This window comes from Pseudomonas sp. KBN12P06040, assembly GCF_037574965.1.
GTDB lineage: Bacteria > Pseudomonadota > Gammaproteobacteria > Pseudomonadales > Pseudomonadaceae > Pseudomonas > Pseudomonas aeruginosa.
This window is the reverse complement of record NZ_JBBELS010000001.1, coordinates 3,738,339-3,751,673: the sequence shown is the minus strand read 5'-3', so window position 1 is coordinate 3,751,673 and position 13,335 is coordinate 3,738,339. Positions and strand designations below refer to the sequence as shown.

Here is a 13,335-nt window from a genome sequence, read left to right as displayed (position 1 = left end):
GCCACCCCTAGCCAAGGAAGCAGATACATGAGCACCAGTGCCGCACAGCAAGGCCGGAACCAGAACGGCGAATACAACATTCTCGACAGCATCATCGCCGAGACCCGCCTGAGCCCGGACGACGAGGCCTACGACATCGCCAAGCGCGGCGTCTCCGCCTTCATCGAGGAATTGCTCAAGCCGCAGAACGACGGCGAGCCGGTGAAGAAGGCGATGGTCGACCGGATGATCGCCGAGATCGATGCCAAGCTCAGCACGCAGATGGACGAGATCCTCCATCATCCCGATTTCCAGGCGCTGGAGTCGGCCTGGCGCGGCCTGCAACTGCTGGTCGACCGCACCAACTTCCGCGAGAACATCAAGATCGAGATTCTCAGCGTTTCCAAGCAGGACCTGCTGGACGATTTCGAGGACTCGCCCGAGGTGATGCAGTCCGGCCTGTACAAGCACATCTACACCGCCGAATACGGCCAGTTCGGTGGCCAGCCGGTCGGCGCCATCATCGCCAACTACTACATGTCGCCCAGTTCGCCCGACGTCAAGCTGATGCAATACGTCTCCAGCGTGGCCTGCATGGCCCATGCGCCGTTCGTGGCGGCCGCCGGTCCGAAGTTCTTCGGCCTGGAAAGCTTCACCGGCCTGCCGGACCTGAAGGACCTGAAGGATCATTTCGAAGGCCCGCAGTTCGCCAAGTGGCAGAGCTTCCGCCAGTCCGAGGATTCCCGCTACGTGGCGCTGACCGTACCGCGCTTCCTGCTGCGCACGCCCTACGATCCGGAAGAGAATCCGGTCAAGTCGTTCGCCTACAAGGAGACCGTGGCCAACAGCCACGAGCATTACCTGTGGGGCAACACCGCCTATGCCTTCGGCACCAAGCTGACCGACAGCTTCGCCAAGTATCGCTGGTGCCCGAACATCATCGGGCCGCAGAGCGGCGGTGCGGTGGAGGACCTGCCTTTGCACCACTTCGAGAGCATGGGCGAGATCGAGACCAAGATCCCCACCGAGGTGCTGGTGTCCGATCGCCGCGAGTACGAACTGGCCGAGGAAGGCTTCATTTCCCTGACCATGCGCAAGGGCAGCGACAACGCCGCGTTCTTCTCCGCCAGCTCGGTGCAGAAGCCGAAGTTCTTCGGCATCAGCGCCGAAGGCAAGGCCGCGGAGCTGAACTACAAGCTCGGCACCCAGTTGCCGTACATGATGATCGTCAATCGCCTGGCCCATTACCTGAAGGTCCTGCAACGCGAACAGCTGGGGTCGTGGAAGGAGCGTACCGACCTCGAGCTGGAGCTGAACAAGTGGATCCGCCAGTACGTCGCCGACCAGGAAAACCCCAGCGCCGAAGTGCGCGGCCGTCGCCCGCTGCGCGCTGCACAGATCATCGTCAGTGACGTCGAGGGCGAGCCGGGCTGGTACCGCGTCAGCCTGAACGTGCGCCCGCACTTCAAGTACATGGGGGCGGACTTCACCCTGTCGCTGGTCGGCAAGCTGGACAAAGAGTAAGCGGAGCTTTCCATGACCGGATACGGCAGCCTGTTCGAGCGCCTGAACGGCGACGCGGATAAGCGCGTCGGCTGGAGCCGCGAGGTTTCCGCCATGGCGTCGGTGGCTGCCCATCTGGGCAAGATGCTCAGCACCCGGGCGGGCAGCGTGCAGACGCTGTCCGACTACGGGTTGCCCGATCTCAACGACATGCGCCTGAGCCTGCACGACTCCCTGAGCCAGGCCCGCTCGGCCATCGAAGGTTTCATCGAGGCTTACGAACCGCGCTTGAGCGACGTGCGTGTCGTTTCCCTGCCACGCGACAACGACCAGCTCCGCCTGGCCTTCAGCATCGAAGGGTTGCTGGAGGTGGAAGGTTTCAAGCGCCAGGTGAGTTTTTCCGCATGCCTGGATGGCAGCGGCCAAGTGACGGTCAGCTAAGGAGGTTTCGATGTCCGGCAAACCCGCAGCCCGCGTTTCCGATCCAACCGCTTGTCCGCTCCCCGGGCACGGCAGCAATCCCATCGTCGTCGGTTCCGCCGACGTGTTCTTCGACGGCCTCGCGGCGGCCCGCCAGGGTGACGCCTCGGCCTGGCGCGCTTCGATGCCTGGTTCGTCCATGAGGTCTTCTGAGATGGGCGCGAATCGGGTCGATTACGGAAAGACAACGGACACCGTGGGTTTCCGATCTTCAGGCCAGAAATGTCATTGCGGTTTTGGCGGCAGCGGTCAGACGACTGCCATCAGTGAAACGATATCCAGCAGGTAGGCCGTGTCCTTCAATCATTACTACCAGAGCGAACTCACCGCACTGCGCCAGCTGGGGCGCCGTTTCGCCGAGCGTAGCCCGGCCCTGGCCCCGTTTCTCGGGCAGGTCGGACGCGATCCGGATGTCGAGCGCCTGCTCGAGGGCTTTGCCTTCCTGACCGGGCGGTTGCGGCAGAAGCTGGACGACGAGTTGCCGGAACTCAGCCACTCGATGATGCACCTGCTGTGGCCGAACTATATGCGCCCGCTGCCGGCTTTCAGCATTCTCCAGTTCGACCCCCTGACCCGCCCGGGCGGGGCGCTGCGCGTGGAGCGCGATACGCCGGTCGAGAGCCGGCCGGTGGGCGAGGTCGCCTGTCGCTTCCGTACCTGCTACGCCACCGAGGTCCTGCCGCTGGTGCTGGAGGCGCTCAACTATTCGGTGACCGGCGAAGGCGCGCTGCTCGGCCTGCGCCTGGCGATGAACTGCGACGGGCACCTCGGCGAGCTGGGCCTGAGTCGGCTGCGCCTGCACCTGGCCGGCGAGCGCTACATCAGCCAGATGCTCTACCTGTGCCTGCTGCGCAACCTGGAGAGCATCCAGCTGATTCCGCTGGACGCCCATGGGCGGCCGCTGGATGGCGTGGCCGGCAAGCCGATGTCGTTCCGCCTGACGGGCGAGCGGGTGCAGCCGGTGGGTTTCGCCGAAGACGAGGCGTTGATTCCCTATCCGCTGAATACCTTCCGTGGCTATCGCTACCTGCAGGAGTACTTCGCGTTCCAGGACAAGTTCCTGTTCGTCGACGTGGATGGCCTGGACCTGCTCGGCGCGCTGCCCGAGGAAACCCTCAAGCAGGTCCGCGGCCTCGAGTTGCGCTTCGATATCCGCAAGAGCGGCATCCAGCGCCTGCACCCGACGCTGGAGAACGTCAAGCTGTACTGTACGCCGGTGGCCAACCTGTTCCGCCACGATGCGCTGCCGATCCGCCTCGACGGCAAGCAGGACGAGTACCTGCTGATGCCGGCCGAATACAGCCTGGAGGACTGCGGGGTGTTCTCGGTAGAAGGCGTCACTGGCTGGCGGCCGGGCGGGCTCGGCTACCAGGCTTACGTACCGTTCGAGTCCTTCGAGCACGATCCCAGCTTCGACGTTCCCGAAGCACGGCCCCACTACAGCGTCCGGCAACGGACCTCGTTGCTGCACGATGGCCTGGACACCTACCTGAGCTTCGGCATCCGCCATCCCGAGCAGATCGAGACGCTGTCGGTGGAACTGACCTGCACCAACCAGAACCTGCCCCAACGGCTGCGCCTGGGCGATATCTGCGTCGCCTGCGAAGGCACGCCGGAGTTCCTCGGTTTCCGCAATATCACCCCGGCGACGCCGAGCTACGCGCCGCCGCTGAACCGCGATTTCCTCTGGAAACTGATCAGCAACATGTCGCTCAACTACCTGTCGCTGGCCAACGTCGACGCGCTCAAGGTGATCCTCGAAACCTACGACCTGCCGCGCTACTACGACCAGCATGCGGCGAAGGTCAGCAAGCGCCTGCTGGGCGGGCTCAAGGCGGTCCGCCACGAGCATGTCGACCGCCTGCATCGGGGCCTGCCGCTGCGCGGCTTGCGTACCGAGCTGACGATCGATCCGGAAGGCTACATCGGCGAGGGCGACCTGTTCGTGTTCGCTTCGGTTCTGAACGAATTTTTCGCGCTTTACGCCAGCATCAACTCCTACCACGAGTTGCGGGTGAGGAGCACACAGGGAGACGTGTACCAATGGAAACCGCGCATGGGTTTGCAGCCCCTGCTGTAAGCGCGCTGGCCCGGGGCATTCGCGAGTACTCGCTGTTCCAGGCGGTCCTGCTGGTCATGGATCGCCTGCGCGAGGAATATCCCGGCCTGGGAGACGAGGCGCTCTACGATCAGTTGGAATTCCAGGCCAATCCTAGCCTCGGCTTCCCGGGCAGCGATGTCGATCGGGTGGAGTTCTTCGAAGAGCGCGGCATGCTGCGGGCGCGGCTGCGTTTCAACCTGATCGGCTTGTTTGGTGCCAGTTCGCCGTTGCCGGCGTTCTACAGCGAACAGGCCCTGGGCGACAGCGAGGAGGGCAATCCTACGCGGAACTTCCTCGATCTCTTCCATCACCGCCTGCATCGGCTGCTGTTGCCGATCTGGCGCAAGTACCGTTACCGGGTGAGCTTCCAGAGCGGCGCGAGCGATGCGTTCTCCGCTCAGTTGTTCGCCCTCGTCGGATTGGGCGGGGAAGAGATCCGCAAGGCCAGGGAACTGAACTGGAAACGCCTGCTGCCCTACCTGGGCCTGCTCAGCCTGCGGGCGCACTCGGCGGCCTTGATCGAATCGGTGCTGCGCTACTACTTCAAGCATGCCGAACTGGTCGCCGAGCAGTGTATCGAACGGCGCGTCGCGATCCTCGAAGAGCAGCGCAACCGACTCGGCCTGTTCAACAGCCAGCTTGGCGAAGACGCGGTGCTGGGCGAACGGGTCCGCGACCGCAGCGGCAAGTTCCGCATTCATATCCGCCAGCTCGACTGGCAGCGCTTCCACGAGTTCCTGCCGATCGGTCCCGGCTACCAGCCGCTTTGCGCGCTGGTCCGCTTCACCCTGCGCGACCCGCTCGACTACGACATCCGGCTGGTCTTGCGCCACGAGGAAATCCGCGAGTTCCGCATCGGCGCGCAGAACGCCTGCCGCCTTGGCTGGACCAGCTGGCTGGGCCGGGAGCGCGCGGATGGCGTGGTGACGCTGGGCAGCAAGATTCATTAAGGATGGATGAGCATGATCAACGTAGACCTGCAACAACTGATTCAGGCGCTGGATGCCGACACCCGGCGCGACCTCGAAGGCTCGGCCGAGCGCTGCGTAGCCCGCGGCGGCAGCAAGGTACTGGTGGAGGACCTGTTGTTGGGCCTGCTGGAGCGTCCCCAGGGACTGCTGGCGCGCGCCCTGCAGGATGCCGCGGTGGACGCTGGCGAACTCAACGCCGCGTTGCAAGCGCGGGGCGAGCACAGTGCCTCGCGCAATCCGGTGTTCGCGCCCGAGCTGGTGCAGTGGCTGCAGGATGCGCTGCTGCTGGCCAACCTCGAACTGGGCCGTAGCCAGATCGACCAGGCGGCATTGATCCTGGCCCTGCTACGCAACCCGTTGCGCTATGCCGGCAGCCGCTACCAGCCGCTGCTGGCGCGGCTCGACATCGAGCGGTTGAAGGATTTCGCGCTCTCGCAGCCGCTGGAGGGCGCGCCCAGCGGCAAGCCGGGCGGCGGCGAGTCCCTGTTGCAGCGCTTCACCCACAACCTTACCCAGCAGGCGCGCGACGGCAAGCTCGATCCGGTGCTCTGTCGCGACGGGGCTATTCGCCAGATGGTCGACATCCTGGCCCGTCGGCGGAAAAACAACCCCATCGTGGTCGGCGAGGCCGGCGTCGGCAAGACCGCCATCGTCGAAGGCCTGGCCTCGCGGATCGCCGCAGGAGAAGTGCCGCCGGCGCTGAGGGACGTCGAACTGTTGTCCCTCGACATGGGCCTGTTGCAGGCCGGTGCCAGCGTGAAGGGCGAGTTCGAGCGGCGCCTGAAAGGCGTCATCGACGAAGTGAAGGCAGCGCTCAGGCCGACCATCCTGTTCATCGACGAGGCCCATACGCTGATCGGCGCGGGCGGTCAGGCCGGCGGCTCGGATGCCGCCAACCTGCTCAAGCCGGCCCTGGCCCGTGGCGAGTTGCGCACCATCGCGGCGACGACCTGGGCCGAATACAAGAAGTATTTCGAGAAGGACCCGGCGCTGGCCCGGCGCTTCCAGCCCGTGCAGTTGCATGAGCCGAGCGTTGCCGAGGCGGTGACGATCCTGCGTGGCCTGGCCCGGGTTTACGAGGAAAGCCACGGTATCTACCTGCGCGACGACGCGGTGGTGGCCGCCGCCGAACTGTCCGCCCGCTACCTGGCGGGTCGCCAGTTGCCGGACAAGGCCGTCGACGTCCTCGACACCGCCTGTGCGCGGGTGCGCATCAGCCTGGCGGCGGCGCCGGAGAATCTCGAGCGCCTGCGCGGCGAGCTGGCCGAAGGCGAGCGCCAGCGCCAGGCCCTGCGCCGCGATGCCGAGGCAGGCCTGCCGATCGACCACGATGCCCTGCAGGCGCTGGAGGAGCGCCTGGCCCAGGTGGAAAGCGAGCGGCACGTACAGGAGGACCAGTGGAGCCGCCAGCGCGAACTCGCCGAGCGCCTGCTCGCCCTGCGCCAGCAATTGGCCAGGGCCCGCGAGGCGAACCGGGAAGAGCAGGGCAGCGAGGCGGACGCGGAGGCTTTCCCGGCCGACGAGCATGGCGGTGTCGAAGCCTTGGAAAAGGCCCTTCACGAAACCCGCCAGGCACTCGCCGATGCCCAGGCCCAGGGGCGGCTGGTCAGCTTCGAGGTCTGCCCGCGCCTGGTTGCCGAGGTGATCGGCGCCTGGACCGGCGTACCGGTGGAACAACTGGCGCGGGAACACAACGCCAAGGTGATGGGGTTCGCCGACGACCTGCGGACGCGGATCCGTGGCCAGGAACAGGCGGTCAGCGCCCTGGACCGCGCGATGCGCGCCACCGCGGCCGGGCTGAACAAGCCCGATGCGCCGGTCGGCGTGTTTCTGCTGGTGGGCCCGAGCGGGGTGGGCAAGACCGAGACCGCGCTGGCGCTGGCCGACCTGCTGTATGGCGGCGAGCGTTTCATCACCACCATCAACATGTCCGAGTTCCAGGAGAAGCACACCGTCTCGCGCCTGATCGGCGCGCCGCCCGGCTATGTCGGCTATGGCGAGGGTGGCATGCTCACCGAGGCGGTACGCCAGAAGCCCTATTCGGTGATATTGCTGGACGAGGTGGAGAAGGCCGATCCGGACGTGCTCAACCTGTTCTACCAGATCTTCGACAAGGGCGTGGCCAACGATGGCGAAGGGCGCGAGATCGATTTCCGCAATACCTTGATCCTGATGACCTCCAACCTCGCCAGCGAGCACATCGCCGCGCTTTGCCAGGACGGCGCGCGGCCTTCCGCCGAACTCCTGGAGGAAACCATCCGGCCGGCGCTCAGCCGGCATTTCAAGCCGGCGCTGCTGGCGCGCATGCGCGTGGTGCCTTACTACCCGGTGGGCGGCCCGGTACTGCGCGAGCTGATCGAGATCAAGCTGCAACGCCTCGGCGAGCGTCTGGCCCGCCGTCAACTGGCTTTCGACTACAGCCAGGCGCTGGTGGACCACCTGGCCGAGCGTTGCACCCAGAGCGACAGCGGCGCACGGTTGATCGACCACCTGCTGGACACGCACCTGCTGCCGCTGGTGGCCGACCGTTTGCTGGAAGCGATGGCGCGCGACGAGCGTCTCGAGCGGGTCCATGCGACGCTGGGCGAGCACGGCCGCGTGCTCTGCGAGTTCGCCTGAGGTGGGTGCGATGTTCAGCCGCGTACCGCAACCCCTGGCCTTCGCCGAAGCCCTGCTCGCTCAGTTCGGCGCGCTGTCGCGGGAAACCGACATCGCGGCCCTGCTGGGCGGTTTCGCACGCGCAGTCGGCGAACTCAGCGGCTGCGAGCTGAGCCAGCTGTATCTGCTCGACCAGACCCATACCGCGCTCACCCTCAACGCCGAATGCCGGGACGGCCTGTTGCAGGCGCTGGAGCCGTCGAGCCTGCCGGCGGACTACACCGGCGAGCAGTTGCTGCAGTTCGCCCTGTGCCAGAACCGCGTGGTCAGTCTCGTCGACCTGCCGTCGCGGCTGCACGAGACGGGCTTCCTGCCGGCAGGGGAGCAGCCCTGGCTGTCCCTGCTCTGCGTTCCGTTGGTGAGCCCGGAGAAAACGGTCGAGGGCATGGTGGTCTGCGCTACCCGGCGCCCACTGGACCTGCAGGGATTCGCCCATCCACTGGGCCAGCTGGGCTCGTTCGTGCTGGCCCAGCTGCATCTGCTGCAACGCCTCTCGCAACCCTCCGGCGAGCCGCAGGGACCGTCCAGCGCACCGGTGGTCAGCGGCTACGGGCTGATCGGCAGGAGCGCGGCGATGCGTGAGACCTGCCGCCTGATCAGCAAGGTCCTGCACAACCCCTATACCGTGTTGCTGCAGGGCGAGACCGGCACCGGCAAGGAGGTGGTCGCACGGGCGATCCACGAGTACGGCCCGCGGCGAGCACAGGCGTTCGTGGTGCAGAACTGCGCGGCGTTTCCGGAAAACCTGCTGGAAAGCGAGCTGTTCGGCTACCGCAAGGGCGCCTTTACCGGTGCCGAGCGCGATCGTCCCGGGTTGTTCGATGCCGCGGATGGCGGAACCCTGCTGCTCGACGAAATCGGCGACATGCCCCTGTCGCTCCAGGCCAAGCTGTTGCGCGTGTTGCAGGAAGGCGAGATTCGCCCGCTCGGCGGCAACGACACGCACAAGGTCGATGTACGCATCATCGCCGCTACCCACCGTGACCTCGCCCTGCTGGTCCGCGATGGCAAGTTCCGCGAAGACCTCTACTACCGGCTGGCGCAGTTTCCCATCGAGTTGCCGCCGTTGCGCCAGCGCGAGGGCGACGCCCTCGAACTGGCCCGGCATTTCGCCGAACGCGCCTGCGTGTTCCTGCGCCGCGCGCCGCTGGGCTGGTCCGCGGAAGCGCTGGAACTGCTCGACGGCTATGGCTTTCCCGGCAACGTTCGGGAGCTGAAGGGACTGGTGGAATGCGCGGTACTGCTCTGCGAAGGCGAGGTGCTGCTGGCCGAACACTTTTCCCTGCGCGCGCCCCCGGAAGCGGAGGCGCCGCTCAAGCTGCGCGAGCACCTGGAGCAGATCGAGCGCGACCTGCTGCTCGCCTGCCTGCGCAGGAACGCTGGCAACCAGACCCTCGCTGCGCGCGAACTGGGTCTGCCGCGCCGAACCCTGATCTATCGCATGGGACGCCTGAACATTCATTTCGGCGATCCCCGGACCTGAAGCCCATGATCGAGATTTCCTTCCATCCAGCCCTGCCGGGCGCGCGCCTGGAGCGCGGCGTCCGCGGCCCTTCCATGGAGACTCCCTGATGCCTGTTCGTCACTGGCCCGCCGTGCTTCTGGCCCTGGCCGTCCTCTGCGGCCTCGCCGGTTGCAGCGGCAACTACAAATTCAACGACGGCGACTATCGCCCGCTTGGCGATCCGCAGGCGGTCAATCGCGGCAAGTGACCGCAAGGAGCGATCTCATGGAATTGGTATTGGAAATGCTCAGCGCCAAGCAATTCGTACCGACGGAGCTGTGCAGCAAGACCTTCGGCAGGAACGGAGGCCTCATCGGCCGCGGCGGTGAGTGCGACTGGGCGATTCCCGATCGCAAGCGGCACCTTTCCAAGCAGCATGCGCGGGTCAGCTATCGCAACGGCGCGTTCTACCTGACCGACACCAGCAGCAACGGCATCCGCGCCGGCAACGGCAGCCGCCTGCCGCATGGCGAGCCGCAGCGCATCGAGCAGGACAGCGTCTTCCTGCTCGGCGACTTCGAGATCCGCGCGCGGTTGCTGCGCGAGCCCGACGAGCTCGCCATGGACGTCGGGCGGCCGCAGCCGGCGGGCAGCATCATTCCGGACGATGCCTTCCTGGCCCTCGATCCGTTGCAGGCGCTCGACCAGGACGGTGCAGATGCCTACGAACTCGACGACCTGAGCGCGATCGCCCAGCCCAGCCAGGAGGCCGGGGCGCGTGCAGACTACGCGCGGATCGACATGGAAAGCCTGGTCGTACCGGAGCTGGTGCCCGCCCCGGTGGCTCCGCAGGAACCCGTGGACAGTCCGCGTCCGGGTCGCGACGAAGCCTTCTGGCAGCGTTTCGGCCAGGCCCTGGGAGTGGACCTCGAAGGCCTCGACGGCGCTGCGCGCGAAGCGCTGGCGATCAACGCCGCCGGTTTGCTGCGGCAGTGCATCGGCGGCTTGCAGCAGAGCCTGCGGACCCGCAGCGAACTGAAGAACGAACTGCGCCTGTCGCTGAGCACGTTGCGCGATACCGGCAAGAATCCCTTGCGCTTCAGCGCTGATGCCGGCGAGGCGTTGGGTCATCTGCTACGGGATGGCAAGCCTGGCCAGTTGAGTGGCGAACAGGCCGTCGCACGCAGTTTCCGCGACCTCCAGGCGCACCAGGTGGCGCTGCTCGGCGCCAGCCGGGCGGCGGTGCGCGCGACCCTCGAGCATTTCTCGCCGCAGCAGCTGACCCTGCGTTTCGAGCGCGACGGCCGCCGGCCGTTGCTGGCCACCTCGGGCAGCCGCTGGCGTGCCTACGGTCGCTACCACCAGTCGCTATGCCAGGACGACGACTGGAGCGAGCGCCTGCTGGCGCGTGATTTCGCCCAGGCCTACGAAGAGCAGGTTCGCCTGATTTCCACCCTCTACACCGAGCACCAAGGATGATCGCCATGTCTCGTCGCCCGATCCCGCCAGCCAGGGCGCTGGCCATGCTCGCCGTCCTGGCGCTGCTGGCCGGCTGTTCCACGCTGTCGCCGTATTCCAGACTGACCAAGCTCGACCTCGCCCTGAGCGCCGGCGAGCGGGTCAATCCCGACCTCAATGGCCGGCCGTCGCCGGTGGTAGTGCGGCTGTTCGAGCTGAAGCATCCGGTGGCGTTCGAGAACGCCGACTTCTTCAGCCTCTACGAACGTCCCAAGGAGACCCTGGACCCCGACCTGGTGACCAGCGAGGAGCTGGAGCTGCGGCCCGGCGAGCGGGTCGAACTCAAACTCAGCGTGGAGGAGGGGAGCCGCTACGTGGGCGTGCTCGCCGCCTACCGCGATCTCGGCGAGGCAAGCTGGCGCTACGTGGTGCCGGTCACGGCGAAAGAGCTGACCCGGGTAGAGCTGAAGCTGGGCCGGAAGGGCATCCAGAATGCCGGCGAATTGCTCGGCAAGGCGGGTGACGCGCGATGAACGTGCACAAGATCGTCTGGCAGGAAGGCATGCTGCTGCGCCCGCAGCACCTGCAACACAACGACCGCTACTACGACAACCAGATGAAGGCCCGGACCCAGTTGCTGGGCAGCTACAACTGGGGCTTCCTCGCCCTGGAGCTGGACCGCCAGTTCCTCAACATGGGCAAGCTGGTGATCAGCCAGGCCTCCGGCGTACTGCCCGACGGCAGCCTGTTCGAACTCGGTGGCAACACCGAGCCGCTCGCCCTCGACGTGCCGCCCAATACCTCGAACGTGCCGATCTACCTGGCCCTGCCGCTGGTCACCGGCAACCACATCGAGGCGCGCCGGCCGGAGCAGGCCGAGGTCCTGGCGCGCTATACCGCCTACGACCTGGAGGTGGCGGACTCCAACGCCGGCGAGGATTCCATGGTGCAGGTCAGCTGCGCGCGGCCGGATTTTCGCCTGCTGCTCGGCGAGCAGCAGAGCGACCAGGCCTACGTCAAACTGAAGGTGGCGGTGGTGCTGGATACCACGCCGGACGGGGTGATCAGCCTCGATCCCGACTTCGTGCCGAGCTACCTCCACGCCCACGCATCCGCCTACCTGCTGTCCTGCCTGAAGGAAGTGATCAGCATGCTCGGCCATCGCGGCGACACCATCGCCGAGCGTATCCGGTCCAATGGCAAGGTCGGCGGCGCGGAGGTCGGCGATTTCATGATGCTGCAACTGATCAATCGCACCGAGTTGCTGCTGCGCCACTACCTGGGATTGGAGCAGGTGCATCCGGAGCAGTTGTACCGGGTGCTGCTGACCATGCTCGGCGACCTCGCCACCTTCGGCAGCGAGAGCAAGCGTCCGCGCCTGGACAGCCGTTACCAGCACAGCGACCAGGGCGCCAGCTTCCGCAGGCTGATGGAGGCGATTCGCCAGGTCCTGTCGATGGTGCTCGAGCAGCATGCCATCGAACTGCCTCTCCAGGCCCGCCAGTACGGCATCCTGGTCTCGCCCCTGCACGACCACAAGCTGCTCGGCAGCGCCTCGTTCGTGCTCGCCGCCAGTGCCAATTGCGAGTCGGAGGAACTGCGCCAGCGCCTGCCCGCGCATCTCAAGGTGGGTGCGGTCGAGCACATTCGCCAGTTGGTCAACCTGCACCTGCCGGGGATCCGGGTCAAGCCGCTGCCGGTGGCGCCGCGGCAGATCCCGTTCCACTCCAACAAGACCTATTTCATTCTCGAACCCAACGCCGAGGACATGACCCAGCTGGAGCGCTCCGGCGGTTTCGCGTTCCACGTATCCGGCGAGTTCTCCGAGCTTGAACTGAAATTCTGGGCCATCAGGAACTGAACATGATCAAGGAAAGGGAATACCACGAGGACGAGAAGACCGTCCTCCTCGATCACCAGGGACAGGTACCGGCCCAGGGGCCGCTGACCGATTTCGCCGAACCGCCGCGCTTCGAGCAGCTCGAGGAGCGGATGATCTACGCGGCGCGCCTGCGTCCGGGCGAGGCCTTCAACGTCAGCCTGAACCCGCTGGTGGCGGCGGCTTCCGAACTGCTTTCGGAAGTGGTCCGGCTCAAGCACAGCAGCGTGCTGGAGAACCTTGCGGCGCTCAAGGAGCGGTTGACCTCCGCCATGAAGCTCTTCGAATTCCGCGCCGTGCAGGATGGCGTGGAAAACAGCCAGGTCATGGCGGCGCGCTACGTGCTGTGCACGGTGGTCGACGAGGCGGTGGTGACCACCCCGTGGGGCAACGAAAGCGAATGGTCGAAGATCAGCCTGCTGAGCAGCTTCCATAACGAGACCTTCGGCGGCGAGAAGTTCTTCCAGTTGCTCGACCGGCTGTCGAAGAACCCGGTCAAGCACCTGCCGATGCTGGAGCTGATGTACCTCTGCCTGGCCCTAGGCTTCGAGGGCAAGTACCGGGTGATGGCTCGCGGCGTGCTCGACCTGGACGGTATTTCCGATGCGCTCTACCGGCAGATCCGCCAGTTGCGCGGCGACGTGCCGCGCGAACTGTCGCCGCACTGGCAGGGGCTCAGCGACCAGCGTCGCGGCCTGGTGCGGATCGTGCCCTGGTGGATGGTGGCGCTGTTCACCCTGGTCTGCCTGGTGGTGATGTATTCGGGATTCGCCTGGGTTCTCGGCGAGCAACGCGACACGGTGCTGCAGCCTTACCAGTCGCTCGATGCGGCGGCAGGACAGCCCGGTTCGTAAACACAGGG

11 protein-coding genes and 1 pseudogene are annotated in these 13,335 nt (G+C 66.1%); all 12 read left to right on the top strand.

The window, feature by feature from the left end; translation table 11 throughout:
- Positions 1 to 27 precede the first annotated feature (27 nt).
- The 12 genes and pseudogenes from tssC to icmH all read left to right on the top strand — a co-directional run bounded on the left by tssC (position 28) and on the right by icmH (position 13,327).
- Positions 28 to 1,503, top strand: coding sequence for a type VI secretion system contractile sheath large subunit (tssC, locus tag VQ067_RS17625; protein WP_003087596.1), 1,476 nt, complete (start codon positions 28 to 30; stop codon positions 1,501 to 1,503).
- Between the two features lie 12 nt (positions 1,504 to 1,515).
- Positions 1,516 to 1,923, top strand: coding sequence for a type VI secretion system baseplate subunit TssE (tssE, locus tag VQ067_RS17620; protein WP_003110444.1), 408 nt, complete (start codon positions 1,516 to 1,518; stop codon positions 1,921 to 1,923).
- Between the two features lie 10 nt (positions 1,924 to 1,933).
- A pseudogene (locus VQ067_RS17615) lies at positions 1,934 to 2,095 on the top strand (PAAR domain-containing protein); the annotation flags it as partial.
- A 159-nt stretch (positions 2,096 to 2,254) separates the two neighbouring features.
- Positions 2,255 to 4,042 (top strand): type VI secretion system baseplate subunit TssF, encoded by a 1,788-nt coding sequence (gene tssF, locus VQ067_RS17610; protein ID WP_003087605.1) that lies wholly within the window; start codon positions 2,255 to 2,257, stop codon positions 4,040 to 4,042.
- The gene (gene tssG, locus VQ067_RS17605) at positions 4,006 to 5,013 is read left to right on the top strand and encodes a type VI secretion system baseplate subunit TssG (RefSeq protein ID WP_003087607.1); all 1,008 of its coding nucleotides are present in this window, start codon (positions 4,006 to 4,008) and stop codon (positions 5,011 to 5,013) included. The genes tssF and tssG overlap by 37 nt, the downstream gene beginning before the upstream one ends.
- A 6-nt stretch (positions 5,014 to 5,019) precedes the next feature.
- Positions 5,020 to 7,653: a type VI secretion system ATPase TssH gene (gene tssH, locus VQ067_RS17600; protein WP_074241138.1), complete on the top strand. Its 2,634-nt coding sequence runs from the start codon at positions 5,020 to 5,022 to the stop codon at positions 7,651 to 7,653.
- 10 nt (positions 7,654 to 7,663) lie between these two features.
- Positions 7,664 to 9,175 carry a sigma-54 interaction domain-containing protein gene (locus VQ067_RS17595; protein ID WP_003087611.1) on the top strand — a complete coding sequence of 504 codons (1,512 nt, stop codon included), beginning with the start codon at positions 7,664 to 7,666 and terminating at the stop codon, positions 9,173 to 9,175.
- Between the two features lie 88 nt (positions 9,176 to 9,263).
- Positions 9,264 to 9,404 carry a hypothetical protein gene (locus tag VQ067_RS17590; protein ID WP_003087614.1) on the top strand — a complete coding sequence of 47 codons (141 nt, stop codon included), beginning with the start codon at positions 9,264 to 9,266 and terminating at the stop codon, positions 9,402 to 9,404.
- A 17-nt stretch (positions 9,405 to 9,421) separates the two neighbouring features.
- The gene (tagH, locus tag VQ067_RS17585; RefSeq protein WP_033991302.1) at positions 9,422 to 10,615 is read left to right on the top strand and encodes a type VI secretion system-associated FHA domain protein TagH; all 1,194 of its coding nucleotides are present in this window, start codon (positions 9,422 to 9,424) and stop codon (positions 10,613 to 10,615) included.
- 5 nt (positions 10,616 to 10,620) lie between these two features.
- Positions 10,621 to 11,127: a type VI secretion system lipoprotein TssJ gene (gene tssJ / locus VQ067_RS17580; protein ID WP_023110165.1), complete on the top strand. Its 507-nt coding sequence runs from the start codon at positions 10,621 to 10,623 to the stop codon at positions 11,125 to 11,127.
- Positions 11,124 to 12,455 (top strand): type VI secretion system baseplate subunit TssK, encoded by a 1,332-nt coding sequence (gene tssK, locus VQ067_RS17575; protein ID WP_003087620.1) that lies wholly within the window; start codon positions 11,124 to 11,126, stop codon positions 12,453 to 12,455. The genes tssJ and tssK overlap by 4 nt, the downstream gene beginning before the upstream one ends.
- 2 nt (positions 12,456 to 12,457) lie before the next feature.
- On the top strand, positions 12,458 to 13,327 hold the full coding sequence (gene icmH / locus VQ067_RS17570) for a type IVB secretion system protein IcmH/DotU (RefSeq protein ID WP_003120354.1): 870 nt from the start codon (positions 12,458 to 12,460) through the stop codon (positions 13,325 to 13,327).
- Positions 13,328 to 13,335 lie beyond the last annotated feature (8 nt).

Coding starts and splice junctions, on each gene's coding strand:
- tssE (WP_003110444.1), top strand. CDS start 1,516: ATGACCGGATACGGCAGCCTGTTCGAGCGCCTGAACGGCGACGCGGAT.
- VQ067_RS17595 (WP_003087611.1), top strand. CDS start 7,664: ATGTTCAGCCGCGTACCGCAACCCCTGGCCTTCGCCGAAGCCCTGCTC.
- icmH (WP_003120354.1), top strand. CDS start 12,458: ATGATCAAGGAAAGGGAATACCACGAGGACGAGAAGACCGTCCTCCTC.
- tagH (WP_033991302.1), top strand. CDS start 9,422: ATGGAATTGGTATTGGAAATGCTCAGCGCCAAGCAATTCGTACCGACG.
- VQ067_RS17590 (WP_003087614.1), top strand. CDS start 9,264: ATGCCTGTTCGTCACTGGCCCGCCGTGCTTCTGGCCCTGGCCGTCCTC.
- tssK (WP_003087620.1), top strand. CDS start 11,124: ATGAACGTGCACAAGATCGTCTGGCAGGAAGGCATGCTGCTGCGCCCG.
- tssC (WP_003087596.1), top strand. CDS start 28: ATGAGCACCAGTGCCGCACAGCAAGGCCGGAACCAGAACGGCGAATAC.
- tssG (WP_003087607.1), top strand. CDS start 4,006: ATGGAAACCGCGCATGGGTTTGCAGCCCCTGCTGTAAGCGCGCTGGCC.
- tssH (WP_074241138.1), top strand. CDS start 5,020: ATGAGCATGATCAACGTAGACCTGCAACAACTGATTCAGGCGCTGGAT.
- tssJ (WP_023110165.1), top strand. CDS start 10,621: ATGTCTCGTCGCCCGATCCCGCCAGCCAGGGCGCTGGCCATGCTCGCC.